Source organism: Kribbella sp. CA-293567 (assembly GCF_027627575.1).
Taxonomy (GTDB): domain Bacteria; phylum Actinomycetota; class Actinomycetes; order Propionibacteriales; family Kribbellaceae; genus Kribbella.
This window is the reverse complement of the sequence record NZ_CP114065.1, coordinates 7,361,745-7,383,846: the sequence shown is the minus strand read 5'-3', so window position 1 is coordinate 7,383,846 and position 22,102 is coordinate 7,361,745. Positions and strand designations below refer to the sequence as shown.

The 22,102-nt window shown below is 68.0% G+C and carries 21 protein-coding genes and 1 tRNA gene; 7 read left to right on the top strand and 15 right to left on the bottom strand.

The annotated features are described in order from the left end of the window. Positions 1-695 precede the first annotated feature (695 nt). The gene (locus OX958_RS34250) at positions 696-1,175 is read left to right on the top strand and encodes a hypothetical protein (protein WP_270134509.1); all 480 of its coding nucleotides are present in this window, start codon (positions 696-698) and stop codon (positions 1,173-1,175) included. A gap of 512 nt (positions 1,176-1,687) precedes the next feature. Here OX958_RS34250 and OX958_RS34245 read toward each other — a convergent pair. After that, positions 1,688-2,563, bottom strand: coding sequence for a hypothetical protein (locus OX958_RS34245; RefSeq protein WP_270134507.1), 876 nt, complete (start codon positions 2,561-2,563; stop codon positions 1,688-1,690). After that, positions 2,560-3,558, bottom strand: a complete 999-nt coding sequence (locus OX958_RS34240; RefSeq protein WP_270134505.1) for an SPFH domain-containing protein — start codon at positions 3,556-3,558, stop codon at positions 2,560-2,562. The genes OX958_RS34245 and OX958_RS34240 overlap by 4 nt, the downstream gene beginning before the upstream one ends. Positions 3,559-3,669: 111 nt before the next feature. Here OX958_RS34240 and OX958_RS34235 point away from each other — a divergent pair, with 111 nt between their 5' ends. Then, the gene (locus tag OX958_RS34235) at positions 3,670-4,353 is read left to right on the top strand and encodes an NUDIX hydrolase (RefSeq protein ID WP_270134504.1); all 684 of its coding nucleotides are present in this window, start codon (positions 3,670-3,672) and stop codon (positions 4,351-4,353) included. A gap of 7 nt (positions 4,354-4,360) precedes the next feature. Here the strand turns inward: OX958_RS34235 and OX958_RS34230 are convergent, their stop codons facing one another. The 9 genes from OX958_RS34230 to OX958_RS34190 all read right to left on the bottom strand — a co-directional run bounded on the left by OX958_RS34230 (position 4,361) and on the right by OX958_RS34190 (position 11,242). Then, complete coding sequence (locus OX958_RS34230) at positions 4,361-5,245, bottom strand: carbohydrate kinase family protein (protein ID WP_270134503.1); 885 nt, start codon at positions 5,243-5,245, stop codon at positions 4,361-4,363. Between the two features lie 124 nt (positions 5,246-5,369). Continuing rightward, on the bottom strand, positions 5,370-6,158 hold the full coding sequence (locus tag OX958_RS34225) for a maleylpyruvate isomerase family mycothiol-dependent enzyme (RefSeq protein ID WP_270134502.1): 789 nt from the start codon (positions 6,156-6,158) through the stop codon (positions 5,370-5,372). 75 nt (positions 6,159-6,233) lie between these two features. After that, entirely contained in the window at positions 6,234-6,863 is a 630-nt protein-coding gene (locus tag OX958_RS34220; protein WP_270134500.1) for a CoA transferase subunit B, read from the bottom strand. A 1-nt stretch (position 6,864) separates the two neighbouring features. Beyond that, complete coding sequence (locus tag OX958_RS34215; protein WP_270134499.1) at positions 6,865-7,653, bottom strand: CoA transferase subunit A; 789 nt, start codon at positions 7,651-7,653, stop codon at positions 6,865-6,867. Positions 7,654-7,755: 102 nt separating this feature from the next. After that, the gene (locus OX958_RS34210; RefSeq protein WP_270134497.1) at positions 7,756-8,868 is read right to left on the bottom strand and encodes a hypothetical protein; all 1,113 of its coding nucleotides are present in this window, start codon (positions 8,866-8,868) and stop codon (positions 7,756-7,758) included. A gap of 91 nt (positions 8,869-8,959) precedes the next feature. Further along, the gene (locus OX958_RS34205; RefSeq protein WP_270134495.1) at positions 8,960-9,664 is read right to left on the bottom strand and encodes a carbohydrate-binding family 9-like protein; all 705 of its coding nucleotides are present in this window, start codon (positions 9,662-9,664) and stop codon (positions 8,960-8,962) included. Next, complete coding sequence (locus OX958_RS34200; protein ID WP_270134494.1) at positions 9,657-10,079, bottom strand: hypothetical protein; 423 nt, start codon at positions 10,077-10,079, stop codon at positions 9,657-9,659. The genes OX958_RS34205 and OX958_RS34200 overlap by 8 nt, the downstream gene beginning before the upstream one ends. 80 nt (positions 10,080-10,159) lie before the next feature. Further along, positions 10,160-10,233, bottom strand: a tRNA-Pro gene (locus OX958_RS34195). A 46-nt stretch (positions 10,234-10,279) separates the two neighbouring features. Further along, the gene (locus OX958_RS34190; RefSeq protein ID WP_270134493.1) at positions 10,280-11,242 is read right to left on the bottom strand and encodes a metallophosphoesterase; all 963 of its coding nucleotides are present in this window, start codon (positions 11,240-11,242) and stop codon (positions 10,280-10,282) included. A gap of 26 nt (positions 11,243-11,268) precedes the next feature. On the opposite strand from OX958_RS34190, the gene OX958_RS34185 reads away from it, so the two are divergent. The 5 genes from OX958_RS34185 to OX958_RS34165 all read left to right on the top strand — a co-directional run bounded on the left by OX958_RS34185 (position 11,269) and on the right by OX958_RS34165 (position 14,917). Beyond that, on the top strand, positions 11,269-11,736 hold the full coding sequence (locus tag OX958_RS34185; RefSeq protein ID WP_270134492.1) for a GatB/YqeY domain-containing protein: 468 nt from the start codon (positions 11,269-11,271) through the stop codon (positions 11,734-11,736). Positions 11,737-12,070: 334 nt separating this feature from the next. After that, positions 12,071-12,319, top strand: a complete 249-nt coding sequence (locus tag OX958_RS34180) for a hypothetical protein (protein WP_270134490.1) — start codon at positions 12,071-12,073, stop codon at positions 12,317-12,319. 14 nt (positions 12,320-12,333) lie between these two features. Continuing rightward, positions 12,334-13,071 (top strand): ABC transporter ATP-binding protein, encoded by a 738-nt coding sequence (locus OX958_RS34175; protein ID WP_270134489.1) that lies wholly within the window; start codon positions 12,334-12,336, stop codon positions 13,069-13,071. A gap of 86 nt (positions 13,072-13,157) precedes the next feature. After that, on the top strand, positions 13,158-14,324 hold the full coding sequence (locus OX958_RS34170) for a DUF7224 domain-containing protein (protein WP_270134486.1): 1,167 nt from the start codon (positions 13,158-13,160) through the stop codon (positions 14,322-14,324). Then, positions 14,321-14,917 carry a hypothetical protein gene (locus OX958_RS34165; protein ID WP_270134485.1) on the top strand — a complete coding sequence of 199 codons (597 nt, stop codon included), beginning with the start codon at positions 14,321-14,323 and terminating at the stop codon, positions 14,915-14,917. Before OX958_RS34170 ends, OX958_RS34165 begins: the two co-directional genes overlap by 4 nt. A gap of 55 nt (positions 14,918-14,972) precedes the next feature. On the opposite strand, the gene OX958_RS34160 is transcribed toward OX958_RS34165, so the two are convergent. The 4 genes from OX958_RS34160 to OX958_RS34145 all read right to left on the bottom strand — a co-directional run bounded on the left by OX958_RS34160 (position 14,973) and on the right by OX958_RS34145 (position 22,077). Next, positions 14,973-17,399, bottom strand: coding sequence for a penicillin-binding protein (locus OX958_RS34160; protein WP_270134484.1), 2,427 nt, complete (start codon positions 17,397-17,399; stop codon positions 14,973-14,975). 151 nt (positions 17,400-17,550) lie between these two features. After that, the gene (gene lon / locus OX958_RS34155; RefSeq protein ID WP_270139198.1) at positions 17,551-19,842 is read right to left on the bottom strand and encodes an endopeptidase La; all 2,292 of its coding nucleotides are present in this window, start codon (positions 19,840-19,842) and stop codon (positions 17,551-17,553) included. 166 nt (positions 19,843-20,008) lie between these two features. Next, positions 20,009-21,130: an ArsA family ATPase gene (locus tag OX958_RS34150; RefSeq protein ID WP_270134483.1), complete on the bottom strand. Its 1,122-nt coding sequence runs from the start codon at positions 21,128-21,130 to the stop codon at positions 20,009-20,011. Next, positions 21,127-22,077 (bottom strand): ArsA-related P-loop ATPase, encoded by a 951-nt coding sequence (locus OX958_RS34145; protein ID WP_270134482.1) that lies wholly within the window; start codon positions 22,075-22,077, stop codon positions 21,127-21,129. Before OX958_RS34145 ends, OX958_RS34150 begins: the two co-directional genes overlap by 4 nt. Positions 22,078-22,102: the final 25 nt, after the last annotated feature.

Below are 22,102 nucleotides of genomic sequence, written 5' to 3'. Positions count from 1 at the left end.
GTTGCGCCCGTCGCTCCCGGCGCCTTCGCTCCTTGCGTCGCTCCGGCTCTGGGTGCTCCCACCCACCCGACCCCGTGGTGTTTGCGCTCCTGCGTCGCGCGGATGCGGTGGCCTCACGCTCCACCCGCTCGTGTCTCGCCCATCGCTCCCGGCGCCTTCGCTCCTGCGTCGCTCCGACTTTGGGTGCTCCCACCCACCCGGCCCCGTGATTTTGGCTCCGGCGCCGCGCGGATGTGGCTGCCTCACGCTCCACCGCTTGTGTTGCGCCTTCAAGTCGCGCGAGTGCAACCCACCGAGACCAGGCGCCGACGACTTCGCGGACGCCGGCCGCAAGCCGATCAGCCGCAGGCCATGGCTCCACGGCTCGCTGCAAACGCCCACCTGCGCCCCAGCGGCCACAGATCTCCTCCTGAATGCCAGTCCGGCATCCCGGAGGACCGGCGTACCGAACTTTCTACCCAGCGACAGCGTCTGAAGGCTCAGATTCCCCACCATCGGAGACCACATTGCGGTGTATCAAATCGGGCTACGTCGCGAAAGCACTAGCGGCGACCCTGATATTCGTCCCCCTGGCCACGGGGTGTGTCTCCAACTCCAACGGAGCGACCGGTAAACCCGAGCCGACCTCGACGACTACCGCGACACCTACGCGCCCACCCCAGACGGCGACTGTGCCGGCGCTGAACACGTCTCAGGTGCAGTACGCACCGACGAAGTGGGGCGGCCCAGCAAACCGCGGCTTCAGCAACGTCGTGCCACTGACCTGGAAGCCGGTCGTGTTGTCCGAGGACGAGGTCAAGTGGGTCCACCCCGACAGCGGCTCGAACCTCCGTCTGCGCTTCCTGCGCCCCGAACAACCTCTCACCACCCGGGTCGACAACAAACTGAAGCAGCTGTCGGCAACTCCAGGCTTTCAGTTGCTGTCGCGGTCAACAGGAACGATCGACCGCTCCAACCCTGCGAACAATGGGCTTTTGAGCCCCTACATCACCTTCACCTACCGCTACCTCGACGAGACCGGCGCCGTCCGCGTCGTGGTCGACCGCTATCTGGCACTGTCCAGTTCGCCGACCATCGCCACGATCGAAGTCAGTACTGGTGGGCGGCTGGAGGACCTTGCCGCACTCACCGAGATCACCACTCGGGCAAGTACCTCTTTCCTCGCTTTCCCCTGACGAACTGAGCTGCTGCAGGTCATCAGACGCTGCCGACGCGACGGGCGCTTCGCCCGGCGCAGAGGACTTCGGACGTCGACCGGCAGTCGCTCTACAGCGCTTCCGCGACCGCTCATTTCCGGAACTGCTGCGATGAGTTCGGTGAGGCGATCGATCGTGCGGCGTCGGCGTGCAATCACCACAGGGTCAGGTGTGGGAGCAGCCAAAACCGCAGCGACGCGGGAACGCAACGCCACCGAGTCGGGTGGGCAGGAGCAGACAGAGGTGCAGCGACCCAAGAGCTGAGCTACGGCGGCGATCGGCGCGAAACCGGGTGAGACCAGCGTGAGGCCATCGCATCCGCATGACGCAGGAGCGCCACTCCACGGGTCCGGGTGGGTGGGAGCACTCAGAGCTGGAGCGACGCAGGAGCGAAAGCGGCGAGCGCGATGGGCGAGACACGGGCGGGATGACCGTGAGTCAGTCGCACCCCGCGCGACGCAGGAGCGGAGGCGCCAGGTGCGCAAGCGCAATCACCGAACCAACCGCAACTGCACCTCAGCAACCCCCACCTCCAACCGCTGCCCCCACCCGACGCTCAGGCTGTCGGACTCGATCCCGTCCCCGAACACCACCAGATCCGCTTCGGCCGTGACCGTCAGCCGCTCGGTACCAGTTAGCAACCCCTCCGTGCAACTGGTGCCGGTCGCCGGGGACGGCCAGGCTTCGCGGACGAACCAGCACAGTGCCGGGTCGGACGGCGAAGGTAATCTCAGCAGGCTTCCGCGTTCCTGCCAGGCCGAGCGGCACCACCCCGTGGAACCTGTTCCGGTGCCGACCAGCAAGCCTGATGACGACTGCCGTTCCTCCAACCCCTCCGGTGAGGCCAGCCGGTAGCGGGCCGACTGGTGGGTGCGGTTGCCGATGTATACCTCGTTCAGGGCCAGCAGTTTCTGCCCGTCATCGGTGCTGGCGGCAACCATCGTGCGCTCCTCGACCTCCCGCCGTACCAGCAGATCCGGTACGGCGGCCGGCTCGTGCGGCACCAGTACGCCGGGGTTCCAGCCGGGTTCCGGATTGACTCCGATGACCGGCTGGCCGTCCAGGTACTTCGCCACGTTGGCGACCAGCCCGTCCTGCCCGACCGCGATCACCACGTCCTCGGGGCCGAAGACGAACCGGTCAAGATCGTTGCGCTCAGCAACTGCGCGTCGCCAGTCCAGCGGGATCGCGGCGGACACCATGGTCAGCGCCTTCTGCTGCGCCTCGTGCCGGTCCTCCAGCGAGTCCAGGGAGCGACCGCGGCCGGCCAGGAAGAAGCCTGCCTGCTGGCGCGTTCCGTGCCGGGCGACCAGCTCGGTGAGCTCGGTCGCCCGGTGCACCAGGACTGCCCGGGGAGGCAGGCTCATGCGTTGCTCCCCGACGTCAGCTTGGTCAGCAGCGGAGTGAGCAGGTCCGGCGTGAGGTTGAGCGTGCCGATCTCCGGCAGCGCGCCCTGCTTGATCGCCATCGCCAGGATCGTGCCCTGGTCCAGCTCCGCGTAGGCCTCCAGCATCGCCTTCTCGGCCGCGGCCTCCGCGGCACCGAGCACGCGCTTGGCGTCGGCGTCGGCATCGGCCAGCAGTCGCCGCCGGCTTGCGGAGGCTTCGGTCTCGATCCGGCCGGCCGCGGCCGCCTCGGTCGCTCGCTGGCGTTCGTTCTGGCCCTTCTGGGTGACCAGTTGCTCTTCCCGCCGGGCCAGCTCGATCTGGTTCTGCAGTTCGTTCTCCGCGATCGACCGCTCCCGCTCGACGGCCATCGCCCGCCGCTCGTACGTCGCCTTGTCGGCCGCCTGCTGGACCATCTCGCGGGTAGGGGTCTGCAAGGCCCGCTCGACATCCGATTCGGCTCGTACGGCGACCACGCGCACGTCCTCGACGCTGATCCCCAGGCCGGTGAGCCGCTGGTCGTCACGCAACCCGCTGCTCATCGCGAGCCGCAGCGAAGCCATGCCCTCCGACAACGCCTGGGTCAGGCTGAGACCGGCCAGCAGGTCCAGCGCCGTCTGCTGGGCGAGCTCTGTCAGCAACCCACCGAGCTGCTCCAGCGGAGTCGCCCGCCACCGGCCGGTATCGGGGTCGATCCCGAAGTCGAGCCGGGTCGAGGCGAGCGCCGGGTCGGTCACCCGGTACGTCACGGTCGCCTGTACGACGACGTCCTGGAAGTCCAGCGTGCGGCCGTGGAAGAGCAGCGGCTGCTCCCGGTCGTCGATCGGCACCTCGCTGAGCGAGGAGTTGAGGGCCCGGAACCAGAACGCCTGCCCAGCGCCCTCGTGCGCGAGCTTGCCGTTGCGCAGGTGCCGGACGTGGGTGGTCGGGTTCGCCCGCAGGTGGCTGATGAACCGGAACCGGGTGATGTCTGCCATCTCGATCGTTCTCCTGTCGTCGCCCCTCGGCGACTCGTCAGCTCTTGTCGTCACTATGACGATAAGGCCTGGGATGGCTTTTCGTCAAGATGACGATTAGAGTTTCGTGCCATGGACTACGAGCCGCTGGGGGTAGCCGCCGACCTGGTGATCCTGACCGTCCGGGACGGGGCCCTGCAGGTTCTGCTGATCAGCCGTGGCATCGCGCCGTACCGGGGTCGCTGGGCCCTGCCGGGTGGTTTCGTGCGCCCGAAGGAGGATCTGGAGGAGACCGCGCGGCGCGAACTCGCCGAGGAGACCGGTCTGGTCTCCGACCGGATCCACCTCGAACAGATCGCGACGTACGGCGATCCGGGTCGCGACCCGCGCGGCCGGGTGATCAGCGTCGCCTATCTCGCGCTGGTCCCCGACCTGCCCGCTCCGGTGGCCGGCACGGATGCGGCCTCGGCCGAGTGGGTGACCGTCGCGGAGTTGCTCGACGATGCGCGGCGGCTGGCGTTCGACCACCACCGGATCCTCACGGACGCGGTCGAGCGGGCCCGCGCGAAACTGGAGTACTCACCGCTCGCGGCGGCGTTCTGCCCCGACGAGTTCACGATCTCCGAGCTGCGCGGGGTCTACGAAGCGGTCTGGGGAGTGCAGCTCGATCCCCGCAACTTCCATCGCAAGGCCACCAAGACCGACGGGTTCGTCGTCCCGCTCGGCGCCACCACCACCCGCGACGGCGGCCGTCCGGCCCAGCTGTTCCGCCGCGGCCCGGCCATCACTCTGCATCCGCCGCTCGCTCGCGGCTGAGTGAGAACTACCGGCTGAGCAGCATGAGTTGTTCGGCGGTGATCAGGTCGGTGTGGGTGCCACGCGAGCCGCAGGCCCAGGCGCCCGCGATGGTGCCGGCTTCGGCGGCTTCGTAGTACGAGCGACCGTCGAGCCAGGTGGTGAGGAAGGCGGCGACATAGGCGTCGCCCGCTCCGTTGGTGTCCACCACCGGCCGGCCCGGGATGTCCACTGCCGGCAGGTGAACGGGCTCCTCGCCTCGAACGTGCAGATAACTGCCGTCCGAGCCGGCCATCACGATCACGACCTGCGCGCGACCGCTGACGAAGATCCAGTCCACCGCCTTGTCGCGCAACGCCCTCTTCGAGACGAACACGATGTCGGCGCACTGGGCGAAGTCCCGGTGGTACTCGTTGTCGCCGTCCCAGTCGTGCAGATCGGTCGACAGCGTGCGCTCGGCCGCCAGTACGTCGGGCAGCGCCCGTCGCGCGAAGTCCATGATCGAAACGTGCACGTGTCGCGCCTGCTCGATCCGCCCGCGCCAGAGGTTCGGATCGACGCGCATGCCCGGAGGATGCCTGCCGTCGTACAGGGAGACGCGGCTGCCGTCGGGGGAGACCAGGTTGACGCTGCGCCGCGTGCCGCTGGGGTGGAGCGCCACCGCCAACGGCAGACCGAGCCGCTCGTACGTCGCCCGGATCCGCCGGCCCTCCGGGTCGTCACCGATCACGTCGGCGAGGCCGGGATGCAGCCCCAGCTGGTGGCAGCCGATGGCGACGCCGTGACCGGTGTGGCCGACGTACGACTCCACCGGCGCGACGGGGATGGTCTCGTGATTCGGCAACGGCAGGCCGGGGACGCGCACGATCGTGTCGATTCCGACGCCGCCGATCACGAACACGTCCAAGTCCATGCGTCCCATCCTCACCGAGCCGGACAAGCGGCAGAGGTGAAGGGTAGCTACCGGTGGCGGTCTGCGACAAAGGCCGACGGAGCGGTCCACACAGGGTGTGTAGACCGCTCCGAGCAGTGACCTTTCAGTAGCCCTGGAAGACGTTGCGCAAGGTTTCCAGCGTGACCGGTCCGGTCACCTGCACGATGTCGGGAGTCTGGTCCGGGCCGAGTCGGCCGGACATCAGCCGAAGCCACGCTTCGGCCGGCAGGCTGAGCGTTCCGTCGGCGTCGCTGCTCGCTTCGCCGATGCTCACCGGGTCGGCCAGGTGCAGCGTGAACTCCGCGGCAGGATCGGTCGTGACCACGTTCAGCACGGCGGTCCGGCCGTCCAGAGCAGCCGGCTTGCTGATCCAGCTGAGATCCATCGTCCCCTGGGACAGCAGCTCGCGGACTGCCTCGGGTGCGAGGGTCGCGGTCGGGTCGACGGCGCTGCGGACGTCCCACGAGTGCAGCGCCAGCTCGTTCAGCCGCATCCGGCCGACGGTCGCGACATCCGCGGGAGCGGGCAGGTAGCCGAGCTCGATCCGCAGGCTCTCGCGCTGGTCGTCGTCGAGCGACTCGAACAGGCTGGTCAGCTTTTCGTTCCACTCCAGGAAGCCGTCGGCCTGTTCACGACGCGACGACGAGTCCCAGCGCGCCCAGACGGTCTGGTTGAAGTCGCCGTCGGCGCCGGGCTTGCCGTCGAGCGTGAGCTGAACGGTGTTGACCATGATCTCGGCGCCGCTGCCGAGGTGGCTGAGCACCTGCGCGACGTCCCATTCCGCGGCGGCCGACGGGCCGGCCAGGTCCTCGTCGCTGAACTTCCTCACCAGGTCCGCGAGCCCGTCGTACCCGCTCCGAAGGGCGGTGATGACCGTGTCGGCGTTGCTCAAGTGGTTCCTCCAGAAGATGACCCCGTGCGGCAGCTTGTTCAGCCTTCAACTGCCGCCGGGGACCATCCATTCCGGCTACTGCCCGATCGGGGCGCCGGTCTTCTGCTGGAGCTCCTCGAAACTGACGCCCTCGGCCAGCTCGACCAGTCGCAGGCCGTCGCCGGTGACGTCGAGGACGGCGAGATCGGTGATGATCCGGTCGACCACGCCGCGGCCGGTGTAGGGCAGGTCGCACTCGGTCACGATCTTGTGCGAGCCGTCCTTGGCGACGTGCTCCATCAGCACGATCACCTTCTTGGCCCCGTGCACCAGGTCCATCGCGCCGCCCATGCCCTTGACCATCTTGCCCGGAATCATCCAGTTCGCCAGGTCACCGGTGGCCGAGACCTGCATCGCGCCCAGGATGGCCGCGTCGATCGCGCCGCCGCGGATCATCCCGAAGGACAGCGACGAGTCGAAGAAGGATGCCCCCGGCAACGTCGTGACGGTCTCCTTGCCGGCGTTGATCAGGTCCGGGTCCTCGTCGCCGTCGACCGGGTAGGGGCCGACGCCGAGGATGCCGTTCTCGCTCTGCAGGACGACCGTGACGCCCTCGGGGATGTAGTTCGGCACCATCGTCGGCAGGCCGATGCCGAGGTTGACGTACGAGCCGTCCTCGAGTTCCGCGGCGGCGCGGGCGGCCATCTGCTCACGCGTGAGTGGCATCTCAGGCCTCCAGCTTCTCGCGCTGGGCCTGGTAGGCCTCCCGCGGTTGGACCGTACGCTTCTCGATCCGCTTCTCGATGTCCTTGCCGACGGCAACAACTCGCTGGACGTAGACACCGGGCAGGTGGATCTCGTCGGGGTCCAGCTCACCAGGCTGGACCAGCTCCTCCACCGTCGCGATGGTGACCCGCCCGGCCATCGCGGCCAGCGGGTTGAAGTTGCGCGCGCTCCGGTCGAAGACCAGGTTGCCGTGGGTGTCGCCCCTCAGCGCGTGCACCAGCCCGAAGTCGGTGGTGATGGACTCCTCCAGCACGTACGTCGTACCGCCGATCTCGCGGGTCTCCTTCGGCTCCGACGCCTTCGCCACCGAGCCGTCCGTGTTGTACTTCTGCGGCAACCCGCCGTCGGCCACCTGGGTGCCGACGCCGGCCAGGGTGAAGAACGCGGCGATCCCGCAACCACCGGCCCGCAGCTTCTCGGCCAGCGTGCCCTGCGGGGTCAGCTCGACCTCCAGCTCACCGGACAGGAACTGCCGGGCGAACTCCTTGTTCTCCCCGACGTACGACGAGGTCATCTTGGCGATCCGCTTGTCGGCCAGCAGGATGCCCAGCCCCCAGTCGTCGACGCCACAGTTGTTCGAGACGACGCGGAGACCGCTCACGCCCTTCTCGTGCAGGGCGCTGATCAGCTGCATCGGATTCCCGCAGAGTCCGAAGCCGCCGACCGCGAGGCTCGCGCCGTCGCCGATGTCGTCGACCGCGGCCTGCGGCGAGTCGTACGTCTTGTCCATCAGGCTGCTCCATTGCAGGTTGGTGTGCGCTCGACTCTAACGAGCACCCGCTGATCCGGCGAGGGTCGCCCACTGTGGCCAGAGCCACAGGCCGGCGGCGCCCTAGAGCTCTGCTGGGCGGTACTGCTCGGACACCAGACCCGCCTTGAGCCGCCAGGAATGGGCCTCGTCGGGGCGGCCTGCGGCGGCGGCGATCGAGGCCAGCTCGCCAAGGGCCTCGGTCATGGCCAGGTCACTGTCGTCCCAGCCTTCCGGACAGCGGGACAGGGCCACCAGCGCCAGCTCTTGGGCCTTCGCCAGATCTCCGCTGTACCGCGCGGACCGGGCCAGGCCGAGCCGGGCGGCGGCAGACATGTCGGAGAGGCCTGCACGATTCGCGCGGACCAGTGCGTGGCGGTAGTCGTCGCTGGCAGCGCTGAGGTCTCGCAGTCGCACGCGGAGGTCGGCACGGCGGATCAACAGCGCCGCTGCCTCTTCGTCCCAGCCCAGCTCGTCAGCGAGAGGCAGCGCTCGGGTGGCCAGCTCGACGGAACGCTCGTACTGGCCGGACCAGGCTGCGGCGTCGGCCAGAGCGTTCAGGGCCAGGGAGCTACCCCAACGGTCGCCGAGCCGCTCGAAACGCGCCAGGGCCGCTTGCAGGCTCGTCTCGGAGCCGGTTGGCGGGGCGCCGGTCAGGCCGGGGTACGCGGTGCACAGCTGGAGCGTAGCGAGTGTCCACGGATCGGTGCTGAGCTCGTTGCGGGCCAGTACGTCAGCGACAAGCTCCGGCGAGGTGAACGGGCCGAGAACGCTCGACCAGAGCAGCGTGGTCACCGGGCGCCGGAACGGCTCGCCAGTCTCCTTGACGACGAGTTGCGCCCGCTCGACCTGATCTGCCCGGGCAGAACCGGCCGCATGCAGTACTGCGAGCAGGTACTCCTCGCCGAGGCCGTCCGGCACCTCCGCACCGAGCACGCCGAGCAGCTGGCCCGCTGCCTGCGCCGCCTCGTCGCGCAGCCCGTGCATGCACCAGTACGTCGACAGGCCGGCCACCAGGTTGAGTGCCAGCGGCTGGTCGTGCCGGGTCGCCCAGTCGACGGCGGCGCGAAGACTGTCGGTCTCCCGCCGCAGCACGGTTGCCCAATGCAACTGTTCGGGGCCACGCAGCTGCCGGTCGGCCTGCTCGACCAGCGCGAGCAGGTCCGTCGCTCGCTGCGCCTGCCCGCCTTGTCCCATGTGACTCATTGTCACCTCGCCCCGGGCTGTGGCGGGGAGCGGGGTGACAGCGTGTCGCCACAGTGATCAGCCGGTCACGGGGCGCAGGGCGTCATTCGAACCGGAGTACGCCCCACTGGTCGGGCTTGTGCATGTCCAGGACGTACTGCGGGGACCAGACCCAGAAGTCCTGCTGCTTGCCCTTGCGGTAGTCGCCGTCCACCACCTCGTGGTCCCACTCGATCCGCATCAGGTTCATCCGCCACTCGTCCCCGGCGGCCGGGGGAGTCCGGTTCAGGTTGTACTTCGCCAGGTCGGCCCAGGGGAACGCCGCCTCGACGGTCCAGCCGCTGTCGGTGTCGGCCGGGTCGTTCAGGGTGCCGTTGATCCGCACCGCGGTGCGCAGGCCGGGGAGGTTGTCCGGGTCGACCGGTACGCCGCCCTCGGAGTACGGCTTGGGGAGGGAGAGCTCCCAGATGGTGCCGAGCGGGTTGATCTCGAACTCGTAGTAGTTCTGGCCGTCGCCGTCCGGGTCGAGGAACAGCTCGAAGTTGTTCTCCTCGTACAGCCAGGTGTTCGGCTCGGTCATCGTCGACCAGACGTGCGGCTCCTCGAGCTGGCCGCCGACGTACAGGTACTGGTCGTCGTACAGCAGCTTGGCCCTGGTCCGGAACCGGGGCGTGGTCGCGTCGGGACCGGCGATGTCGACGAAGTCGCTGGTCCACGGGGCCTGCTCCCACGCGGGGTGGGTCAGGCTGCCGTCGAGCGGGAGGGGGGTGGTGGTGCGGTGGCAGGGGTAGCGGGGAAGTTCAGGCATCGGCTCGCTCCAACCGTCCGGCGATCACGTGTGCGACTAGGAAGGTGATGGCGGTCAGCAGCGGGACGATCACCAGCGTCCAGGGGGAGAACAGGTCGTTCGACAGGAACCCGAGCACGATCAGCAGCATGAACGCGACGCCGAGGAACGCCACCAGTCTCGGATGCGGCATCGCCAGCCGGCTCAGCGCCATCGCGCCGAGCACGACGGTGACCACCACGGCGAGGACGAGCAACGGGAACCCGGCCGCGCCGCAGTCCGGCGTACCCCGAACCTGGTCGCAGCCGCGTTCGCTCAGCCAGACCAACGCGATCGCGAGGAACCCGGCCAGCAGGCCGACGACCGCCAGGATCAGCAGCGGCGGCAGCGGCGGTGCGTCGTACCGGCCCTCGACCTCGGGCTTGTCGTCGCTCATGGGCGCAGGTTATCCGTTCCGGCCGGCTCGGTCCGGAAATGACCGAAGGCGGTGGCTCCGAAGAGCCACCGCCTTCACTGTCGGGCTGACAGGATTTGAACCTGCGACCTCGTCGTCCCGAACGACGCGCGCTACCAAGCTGCGCCACAGCCCGAATTCGGCGTTAGCTTACATGCGCCCACCGCTGGGACGAAATCGGGTTATTCACGAGCCGGTGAAGGGTCGCTCGCGAGGGCCTCGCCGGCCTTCGGTGCAAGCGTGATCAGGGTCGCTTCCGGGCGGCAGGCGAAGCGCACCGGAGCGTACGGCGAGGTGCCCAGACCGGCCGAGACGTGCAGCGCCGCCTGGCGGCCTGCGTGGCCCCAGGTGGTCAGACCCTTCACCCGCGACGCGTCCAGGTCGCAGTTGGTCACCAGAGCCCCGTAGAACGGCACTGCGAGCTGACCGCCGTGGGTGTGCCCGGCCAGGATCAGCGGATACCCGTCGCCGACGAAGCTGTTCAGCACCCGCTGGTACGGCGCGTGCGTCACGCCGATCGACAGGTCGGCGGCCGGATCCACCTCACCCGCCACCTCGTCGTACCGGTCGCGTTTGATGTGCGGGTCGTCGGTGCCGGCGAAGTCGAGCCGCAGCCCGTTCACCTTGAGTGTGGAACGGGCGTTGTTGAGGTCGACCCAGCCGGCGCCGGTGAACGACGCCCGCATCTCCTCGAAGGGCAGGTCGGGGCCGTGCGGCTTGTGGCGCTGCTTGTGCGCGGGCAGCAGGTACTTCCCCGGGTTCTTGAAGTGCGGCTTCCAGTAGTCGTTGGAGCCGAACACGAAGACGCCCGGGACGTCCAGCAGTGCGCCGTACGCGCGAAGCAGCGGCAGCACCGAGTCGGGGTGGGAGATGTTGTCGCCAGTGTTCACGATCAGATCCGGCTCGAGCCCCGCCAGGTCGTTGACCCAGCGAATCTTCTTCTGCTGGTTCGGCATCAGGTGCAGGTCGGACAGATGCAGCACCTTGAGCGGCGCCGCCCCGACCGGCAGCACCGGCACCGTCACCCGCCGCAACGTGAACCACCGCACCTCGACGGCCGCGGCGTACGTGACACAGGCAGCACCCGCCGCCGCAACCACCGCAGCAGACTTCAGAGTCGTTCTGGCAAGCCCCCGGAAACTCATTTCTCCAGCCTGCCACAATCGTGGGCATGTCCAACTCCGAGATGAAGAAGCGCCTGCACGACGACATGACCGCCGCCCTGAAGGCGCGCGACGATCTCCGCAAGTCGACCCTGCGGATGGCGCTCACGGCCGTGACGAAGGCCGAGGTGGCCGGCAAGGAGGCCCGCGAGCTCTCGGACGCCGAGATCCTCGACGTGCTGACCGCCGAGGCGAAGAAGCGCCGCGAGTCGGTCACGGCGTACCGCGACGCCGGCCGCGAGGAACTGGCGGTCAAGGAGCAGGCCGAGGCGGACATCCTCGCCGAGTACCTCCCCGAGCAGCTCACCCTCGAGGAGATCACCGCCCTGGTCACCGAAACCATCGCCGCCACCGGCGCCGCCGAACTCGGCCCCCGCGGCATCGGCAAGGTCATGGGCGCCCTCCAGCCCAAGGTCAAAGGCAAAGCCGACGGCGGCACCGTCTCCGCCGAGGTGAAGCGCCAACTCGGCGCCTGAGTTCCGTAGTTTGCAACAAGCTGCAGTTCTCCCCTCACGCATTGTTTCGACGTCCGCCCGTCAATAGGTTTCCCATGCGCGGATCACATCCGCTGCCGGCCAGGAAAGCTCCTTTCGCCGCTGGATGTGCTCCTGCGCCGCCGTGACGTCGATCGGGAGGCACAGAATGAAGATTTTCAAAGCGTCAGTTGTCCTTGCCCTGGCCTTGGCGGGTGGCGCCGGGGTCGCCTATGCCGACTCCGGTACGTTCGTTCGAGGGTCTTGTTCTCTGGTGTTCTATTACGGCATTTCCGCCGGTAATGCTGAGAGCAACAACTGCAACGGGTCCAGGACCGTGAAACTCTGTGCGGACGCTCCGGGCGCAACGTCCTCCAACACCTTCGCGGCAGAGCTCTTCCAGAACAGGACGGCCCAGCCCGACATCCGCCGGTCGTGGACGCCGCAGTTGGGGTACCGCGCGGCGGCGCACTGCCAGGCGCCGGTGTCACTGGCGAACGCCAGCCACCACGTCACCGTCGGATGGTCGTACGCGTCAGGCGCCGGCCGCAACGCCAACGCCTACGGCCGCACCCAGACGCCTTGAGGCACGATTAGCCAGTGACCACAGAGTTCAGAGTCAATAATCTTGTGGCTGGATATGGTCGGGCCGAGATTCTCCACGATCTGACCTTCGCCGTGTCCGGCGCCGTCATCGGCCTGTTGGGCCCGAACGGAGCCGGCAAGACGACATTGTTGTCGGTGGTCACTGGCGCGCGTGCGGCGACTCGCGGATCTATCACAGTCGGCGGATCGGCTGTCGAGTCTGCACGGCTCGGCTATCTGCCGCAGAATCTACGACCGCCGGGTGGATACGAGTGCCGGGACTTTCTGCGCTACGTCGCCTGGTTGCGGAAGGTTCCGTCGTCCGTCGTCGACGAGCAGATCGGCTCCGCGCTGGCCGCGGTCGGGCTGGAGAATCGAGCCGGGAAGAAGATCCGGACCTTGAGTGGTGGCCAACAGCAACGGCTCGGCGTGGCGCAGGCCCTGGTCAACCGGCCGTCGCTGTTGGTCCTCGACGAGCCGACTGTCGGTCTTGACCCTGAACAACGCCGCCAGTTCCTGGACCTGATAGCGCGACTCGGCACAGAGCACACGGTGCTGATGGCTACTCATATCACCGACGATGTCGCCTCAACTTGTGACCAGGTGGTGGTCATCGATGCAGGTCGGGTGTTGTTCAGTGGGTCGATCGGTGAACTGTGCGGTGCCGAGATCGTTTCGGCAGCCGCTGTGGAGGCCGGCTACCTGGAGATCCTCAGACGCGCGCGCCACCATGCCGAGGGCGTGGCAGGGTGACAACCTCTGCGCGCCGAACGGTTCAGTGCGTGGCAGCGGAGGCAGCGCATCCGGCGGTGATGTGGCCGGGCGCGCTCGGCGTACTGGTGGCGATCATCATCGGTGCGCGCGCCGGGACGGTACTCCCCGGCTGGTACAACTCGGTGACGCTGGCCAGCGTCACGGTGATGCTGGTCGGCCCACTCTGCTTCGGCGTCACGGCCCTTCGCCGACAGAGTTCGGTCTCATCTGGCCTTGCGTCGGTAGCCAGGACGACTGTCCGCGGCGAGGCCGGTCTGTGCCTGGTATCCGCTCTCGCCGTCTCGGTTTGGGGCGTGGCGGCGTTGACGGCAGCCAACGGAATGGCGGCAGTCAGAGCAATCGTCGATGGACTGCCTGACTGGCGAATCGTTCTGCTCTATCTCCTTGGCGTTTCAGCGATAGGCACTGCGGCAGCCGCAGGCGCGGCGCTGGCTCGATTCGCCACTACGCCGATCACTGTCGGCCTGGTGAGCATCGCCAGTGTGATCGCGATCCTCGGCGTCACGTATCTGGCTGGTGGGCTGAGGTTCGTCAGCCCCATCGACCCCAGCACGGCGTACTTCGGCTGGAACCAGCCCAACGCGGCTCTCACTGCACAGCGCATCGGGTTGACTCTCGCGGTTGGCGTGAGCGCTGTAGTGGTCTGGGTAGCCGGACGCAGTTGGCGCCTTGTGGTCGCCGGCGCTTCGGCCGTTGCAGCTCTGGCTTTGGCAGTCACCCTGCCCGGCGATCTCTACGCGGACGCTGTGATCCGTTCCGACACCGAGAACCGAGTGTGCTCGACCGGATCGATGCCTGTCTGTGTTTGGCCGGAGCATGTGGCAGCCCTTCCGGCGGCTTCCGAGGCGGCTGCAAAGATCGCGGTGGTAGCCAAGGGCTCCGTACCGTTGCCGGCGGAGGTGGGCGAGCCAGGCACTCTGCAGCAGCGACGTGAGGGACTGGGGGTCCTCCAATTGCCCGGCGGGCTCTCTGCATCCTCGATGCCGGTCCGGACGCCTACCGTCGACCTCTACCTTGCGCTTGCGGCCGCAGTACTGCCGGAAGCGCCGCCGTGCGCGGGCGATCCGGTTATTTCGGCACGTCGATCGACGTTGTTCGACTGGCTGCTGCTCCGGGTCGGCGCAAGCCAGGTAGGCGTCTCAAAAGAGGCGATGCAACTGGTGAAACTTCGACCAGAACAACAAGAACCCGCTGTACGTGCTCTGGCGGCGGCAGCGAGCCGCTGCCCATGACACTGAACTTGCCGATTGCCCGAAGCTATCTGCGCGGCCATGGGATCGACCTCGCTTTAGTGGGTACGGTCGTTGTCTGGGCCGCGATGGGATTCACCCGCACCGTGGTCGACCTGCCCAGCCTGCGGGCTGTCGCTCCGGTTCAGGTCAGTGTCGATCTCGTGTTGCCGGCGCTGGCCGCGGTGCTGGTCTGCATTGCAACCCGCGAACCCGTGCCGGCCGTGTCGGTCACCAGCCCTCGAGGCAGATCGTTCTTGCGCCTGTGCAGGATCAGCGCTGTGGCCGCTGTCGCGGTCCTGCCCGCCCTCTTGTTGGCGGAACATCCCGACGTGACGATCCCGCGCTTCCTCTTCCTGACTGCGATCTGCCTCATGGGTGTGCGTCTCCTCGGCGGCGGGGCGGCCTGGATCGCTCCTGCCGCGTACTTCGTCACCGCTACCCTGGTCGGCAACAACCGCGATGGCACCTTCGAGTCATGGGCTTGGGTCCTGGCGACCACACAATCCCTCACCTCGACACTCGTCGCCATCGGTTCGTTCGTTGCGGCAGCGCTTTGGTGGTCCCTGCAACAACCCGAACGAGACCGCTGGTAAGGCGTACTGAAGAAGGCCTCGTCCGGTGTGGACGAGGCCTTCGACTTCGCTGAGGCTAGCGGCCGCCGCAGTTCGGGTACTTCGGGTGCCAGGGCGGACAGCCTGGGGTGATCGGGCCGCCGGGTTTGCCGGTGTTCGGCGGGACCGGGGGGTTCGGAGGGTTCGGGATGCCCGGAGAGGTGGGCGGCGGCTGGGTCTGGCCCATGCTGCCGTTGGAGACGAAGATCATCACCTTCGAGCCTTCGGGCGCGCCGTCGGCCTGCCGGGGGGTGGTGTAGGCGACCGTGCCGGCGGTCTCGACCGAGTTGACCTGGCCAGGCACGATCTCGGCCTCGAAGCCCAGTCCACGCAGCTTGTTGGCCGCCTCTTCGGGGCTCATGCCGTTCACGAAGGGGAGGTCCTTCACGTCGCCGCGGCGGGTCTTGTCCGTCGGGGCGGTGAACTTGGTCGTCGGCAGGCCTGCGAGCGCGCCCTGCATGGCGGTCTTCCAGAGCGGACCGGCGGTGCCCGAACCGGAGGCATCCCGCATCGGCCTCCCGTCGAGCGTCTGATTGATCAGGTTTCGGTACGGCAGGTCCGCGTCGGCGACGACCGATGCGGTGGCGAGCTTGTTGGAGTAGCCGGCGTACCAGACTGCCTCGTTGTCCTGGATCGTTCCGGTCTTGCCGGCCAGGTCGCTCTTGCCGAACTTCAGCTTCGAGCCCGTACCGCCCGGCTCCATCACCTGATGCAGCACCTCGCTGACGCCGTCGGCGACCTCCGGAGCAAGCACCTGCTTGCAGCTCGGACCAGGAGTAACGATCTGGCTGCCCTTGTAGTTCTGCACCGACGTGATGATCTGCGGCGTGCAGTAGTTGCCGCGAGCGGCGAACGTCGCGTAGGCGTTGGCCATCATCAGCGGGGTCACGTAGTCGACACCGAGAGTCATCGAGACCACCTGCTCCAGCGGCTCACCGGACTGCGCGTTGTACATGCCCATACTGGTGGCGAGCTTGGCGATCGGGCAGAGGCCGGTGCGCTGCGAGAGCTGCAGGAAGTAGGTGTTGGTGGACTTCTGAGCGGCTTCGACCATCGTCGGCTCGGCCGACGCCTTGGTCGAGTTCTTGGGGTTGTACTCGGGGGCGTACGTGGTCCCCGAGCAGGTCTGGAACTTGACCTTGCTCAGCGGCAGCGGGCTCGGCGAGGGAATCCGGTAGGTGAGCGGGAAGCCCTTCTGGATCGCGGCGGCGACGGTGAGCGCCTTCATCGTCGAACCGTTCTGGAACCCGCCGTACCCGCCCTTGTAGGACTTCTCCACGTTCAGGTTGTACGCCGTCTGGTTCTTGCCGCTCCCGTACGGCCGGCTCTGCACCATCGCCTTCACCAGGCCGGTGCCGGGCTCGACCATCGTGATCGCCGCGACCGCGTCGTCGTTGGGCTTGCTGTGCTGGTCGATCGACTTCTGGGCGGCCGCCTGCATCTTGCTGTCCAGCGACGTGATGACCGTGATGCCGGCCGTCTTGATGTAGTGCTCCCGAGCCTTGTCGGTCTTGCCGAAGGCCGGGTTGTCCATCAGCTTCGACACGACGTATTCGCAGTAGAACGGGTACGGCGAGTTGGCGCAGCCGTTCAGGACCTTCTTGACCGGACCGTTCAGGACCCGGGTCTTCTTCGCGTCGTTGTACTGCTTGGCGGAGATGACGTTCAGCTCGCGCATCCGGAACAGCACGGTGTCGCGGCGTTCCTTCGCGCGGCTCGGGGAGTTGGTCGGGTCGTAGCCGGTCGGGTTCTTCACCAGGCCGGCCAGCATCGCGGCCTGCGGCAGGGTCAGCTTCGCCGCCGTGGTGTTGAAGTAGTGCCGGGCGGCGGCCTCCACGCCGTACGAGCCGTCGCCGAAGTTCGCGAGGTTCAGGTACTTGAGCAGGATCTCCTGCTTGGAGAACTGCTTCTCGACCGCGATCGCGTAGCGCAGTTCGGCGATCTTGCGTTCGTAGGTGTCGGCGGTGGCGTCCGCGATCGCCTCGGCGTCACCGATCGCGTTGGCCTTCTCGACCAGGCTCAGCTTCACGTACTGCTGGGTGATGCTGGAGCCGCCCTGCTGGACCTCACCGTTGCTCTGGTTGCGAACGAGCGCGCGCAGGGTGCCCTTCGCGTCCAGCGCACCGTGCTCGAAGTACCGGTCGTCCTCGATCGCGACGATCGCCTTCTGCATGATCGGATTGACCTGCGACAGCGAGGTCAGCGGCACCCGGTTCTGCTCGTAGAGCGTCGCGACCAGCTTGCGGTCGGAAGTGTAGATCTTGGTCAGCCGCGAGGGTGGAACAGTCGTCAGCTCCTGCGGCAGGTCCTGCAGGGTCTCGGCTGTCTTCTCCGTGCTGAAGCCCGCCAGTCCGGCGAACGGGATCGCCAGCCCCGCTGCCAGAGCGCCCGAAAGGACGCTCACCCCCAGGAACAGAACCACTGACTGGACGACGCCTCGATCGTCCTTATCCCTTACGCGCATGCACTAGAGCCTACGGGATCACAGCGCCACGCCAATTTCTCAAATGTGTTTTATGTCACGTCAACCTGAGCGTGATTCGAAGCGTCTGTAACGGGGACAAACGAAAGCCGGCGGAACCCTTCACCAGGGTCCCGCCGGCTGTTCGGTCAGGTCAGGCAGCGAACTGCCGGGCGTCCAGCTGAGCTGGTTCCAGGGCCAGTTCCAGTACTTCGCGGACGTCGCTCACGGGGTGGACCGTCAGCTCCGCCAGCACCGACTCCGGCACGTCCTCCAGATCCGGCTCGTTGCGCTTCGGGATCAGGATCGTGGTCAGCCCGGCCCGGTGGGCGGCGAGCAGCTTCTGCTTCACCCCACCGATCGGGAGCACCCGGCCGGTCAGCGACACCTCACCGGTCATCGCGACCTCCGACCGCACCGGCCGTCCCGACAGCAGCGACGCGAGCGCCGTCGTCATCGTGACACCGGCCGAAGGACCGTCCTTCGGTACCGCGCCCGCCGGTACGTGGATGTGGGTGTTCCGCTCGGCTAGATCACCGACCGGCAGTCCCAGTTCCGCGCCGTGCGACCGCAGGTAGGACAGTGCGATCTGTGCCGACTCCTTCATCACGTCACCGAGCTGTCCGGTCAGCGTGACTCCGGTCGGGCCGGTCTCCTTGTCCGCCAGCGACGCCTCGATGAAGAGGACGTCGCCGCCGGCGCCGGTGACGGCCAGTCCGGTCGCCACACCCGGCAGCGCCGTACGCTCCGCCGAGTCCGGCGTGAACTTCGGTGACCCCAGGTAGCCCTTCAGGTCGGCAGCGCCGATGGCCAGTGACCCCAGCTCCTCGCCCAGGGCGAGCTTGGCCGTCACCTTCCGCAGTACCCGGGCGATGGACCGCTCGAGCTGCCGTACGCCGGCCTCACGCGTGTACTCACCGGCCAGCAGCCGCAGTGCCGAGTCGTCGATGGCGACCTCCTCGACCGACAGACCGGCCCGGTCCAGCTGACGCGGGAGCAGGTGGTCGCGGGCGATGGTGACCTTCTCGTCCTCGGTGTAGCCGTCCAGCTGGACGAGCTCCATCCGGTCGAGCAGCGGTGCCGGAATCGAGTCGAGCACGTTGGCCGTGGCCAGGAAGACCGCGTCCGACAGGTCCAGCTCGACCTCCAGGTAGTGGTCCCGGAAGGTGTGGTTCTGTGCCGGGTCGAGGACCTCCAGCAGCGCGGCCGTCGGGTCGCCCCGGTAGTCCGCACCCACCTTGTCGATCTCGTCCAGCAGCACCACCGGGTTCATCGAGCCGGCCTCGGTGATCGCCCTGACGATCCGTCCGGGTAGCGCCCCGACGTACGTCCGGCGGTGACCGCGGATCTCGGCCTCGTCCCGTACGCCGCCCAGTGCGACCCGGACGAACTTCCGCCCCATCGCCCGAGCCACGGACTCACCCAGCGAGGTCTTACCCACACCAGGAGGACCGACCAGCGCCAGTACGGCGCCACTGCGCCGTCCACCGACCACTCCCAGCCCACGGTCCGCCCTGCGGCGGCGTACGGCCAGGTACTCGGTGATGCGCTCCTTGACGTCGTCCAGGCCCGCGTGGTCCGCGTCCAGGATCGCCCTGGCCTCACGGAGGTCGTAGCCGTCCTCGGTCCGCTCGTTCCACGGCATCTCCAGGACGGTGTCCAGCCAGGTCCGGATCCAGCCGACCTCGGGAGACTGCTCCGCGGTGCGTTCCAGCTTGTCGACCTCGGCGAGCGCGGCCTTGCGGACGTGCTCGGGCAGGTCGGCGGCCTCGACGCGGGCGCGGTAGTCCTCTTCCTCGGACTCGGCCTTCCCGTCCAGCTCGGCCAGTTCCTTGCGGACCGCGGCCAGCTGCTGGCGCAGCAGGAACTCCCGCTGCTGCTTCTCCATCCCCTCCTGGACGTCCTTCTGGATCGTCTCGGAGACCTCGAGCTCGGCCAGGTGGTCCTTGACCCAGCCGATCAGCTTCGTCAGCCGCTCGGAGACCTCAGGGGTCTCCAGCAGCCAGCTCTTCTGCTCGTCGGTCAGGTACGACGCGTAGCCGGCCAGGTCGGACAGCTCCGCCGGGCTGGTCACCTGCTTGACCGAGTTGATGACCTGCCACGCCTCGCGGCGCTCCAGCACGGTCGTCACCAGGGCCTTGTAGTCGCGGGCCAGGTCGCCCGACCTGCTGTCGGTGATCTCGTCCAGCACGGTCGCGCCGACCCAGAGGGCCGCACCGGGACCAGTGGTCCCCGCGCCGATCCGGACCCGGGCGACACCCCGGATGACGGCTGCCTGCGCACCGCCGGGCAACCTGCCGATCTGCTCGATCTCGCCGAGCGTTCCGGCCTTGGCATATTTTCCGTCCAGCCGCGGTACCAGCAGTACCTGGTCCTGACCGGAGGCCTGGGCGGCGTCGATGGCGGCGCGTGCCTCGGTGTCGGCCAACCGGACCGGCACGACCATTCCTGGCAGGACCACGACGTCGTCGAGCGGCAGTACAGGAAGATTCAACGTCTCAGTCACGCTGTCACACCCTCTGTTGAAGATTGAGTCTGACTGGCTCAACCATCACCCCGGCCCGGTCATTCCCAGGGTTGAGCGACGTTCGCTCAGGGTGAAACAGGTCACTTCAGGCGGTCAGCAGGTCACCGATCGTCCGCAGGCCGGTGAGGTCGTGGACGTCGTCGGGCAGAGCCGGTACGTCGACGGTGGCGATCGAGCGGTGGCCGCGACGGAACCGCTCGGCGCGCTTGCGGTCGCTGACCACCTGCTGCATGCGGTCGGCGTGCAAGCGCAGTACGGCGGCTGTCAGCGGTGACTTGCCGTCAGCCTCCAGCCGCTCGGCGGCGGCCAGCGACTGCCCGGCGGACAGTTCGGGCACGTGCGTGGTGGTGACCCGGTTGAGGACGACCCCGGCCAGCGGCATGTTCTCCTGACGCAGCCGCTCAGTGAAGTACGACGCCTCCCGCAACGCGTCGTTCTGCGGAGCCGCCACCACCAGGAACGCCGTGTGCGGCTCGCGCAGCATCGCCACGGTCTTGGCCGCGCGGTCCCGGAACCCACCGAAGAGCGTGTCGAAGGCCGCGGCAAAGGTCTGTACGTCGGTCAGCACCTGCGCGCCGAGCACCTTGTTCATCACCGACATCGCCAGGTTCACCCCGGCCGACATCAGTTTGAACGGCCCCCGGGCAGGGGCCAGCAGCAACCGCAGGAACCGCCCCTCCAGCAGCGAGGCGAGCCGCTCCGGCGCGTCCAGGAAGTCCAGCGCCGACCGCGACGGGGGCGTGTCGACGATGATCAGGTCCCACTCGCCGGTCCGCTCGGACTGTTTGTAGAGCTGTCCGAGCTTCTCCATCGCCATGTACTCCTGGGTCCCCGCGAACGACGACGAAAGCGCCACGTAGAAGGGATTCGCGAGGATCTGCTCGGCCTTCTCGGGCGTCGCGTGCGCCAGCACCACCTCGTCGAAGGTGCGCTTCATGTCCAGCATCATCGCGTCCAGCCGGCCGCCGTTGGTGGCGTCCACCTCGGCGACCGCTCGGGGAGTGTTGTCCAGCTCCGTCAGCCCGAGCGCCTGGGCCAGCCGCCGGGCCGGATCGATCGTCAGGACGACGACCTTCCGGCCGCGCTCGGCGGCGCGCAGGCCCAGTGCCGCGGCGGTGGTGGTCTTGCCGACCCCGCCCGCGCCGCAGGTCACGATGATCCGCGTGCCGGGGTCGTCGATCAGGGCGTCGAGATCCAAAGCCGTCATGAACGCAGCTCCTCGGCCAGGTCGAACAGGGCGCCGTGGTCGATCCCGTCCGGCAGCAGCGCCAGCTCGGTCACTTTCTTGCCCAGGGCATCGATCCGGTCACGGTTCTCCCGCTCCAGCCCGACCCGGACGGCGTGGTCGTGTGCCTCCTGGGCCAGCGCCGCGGTCAGCTCCTTGGAGGTGGTGATGCCGGCGGCCTTCAGGCCGCGAGTGAGCTCGGCGGCGGGCAGCTTCTCCTTCACGGCAAGGGCCAGCGCGTCGTCGTCGAGCGGGCTGTGCCGGACCATGTTGACCACGATCGACCCGACCTTGAGGTCGAGTGCCTCGAGCTGCTCGACCGCGTCCAGCGTCTCCTGGACGGGCATCTCCTCCAGCAGCGTGACCAGGTGGATCCGGGTGACGTCGGAGCGCAGCATCGCCATGATCGCGTCGGCCTGGTTGCGGATCGGCCCGACCTTGGCCAGCCCGGCGACCTCGTGGTTGACGTTGAGGAACCGGCCGACCCGGCCGGTCGGCGGCGCGTCCAGGACGACGGCGTCGTACGCGAGCCGGCCGTGTGCCTTGCGGCGGGTGGCCTCGTAGACCTTGCCGGTGAGCAGCACGTCCCGCAGGCCCGGTGCGATCGTGGTGACGAAGTCGACGGCGCCTACCTTGTCGAGCGCCTTCCCGGCGCGACCCAGGTGGTAGTACATGTCGAGGTACTCCAGCAGCGCCGCCTCGGCGTCCACGGCCAGCGCGAACACCTGGCCGCCGGCCGGGCCGACGGCGATCTTGCGTTCGACGTACGGCAGCGGCGGTACGTCGAAGAGCTGGGCCAGCCCCTGGCGGCCCTCCACCTCGACCAGCAGCACCCGCTTGCCCTCGTCGGCCAGCGCAAGGGCCATAGCGGCGGCAACCGTCGTCTTGCCGGTCCCGCCCTTGCCTGTGACCACATGCAGCCTCGCCATGATCCCCAGACTAGGTCGTGGGCCA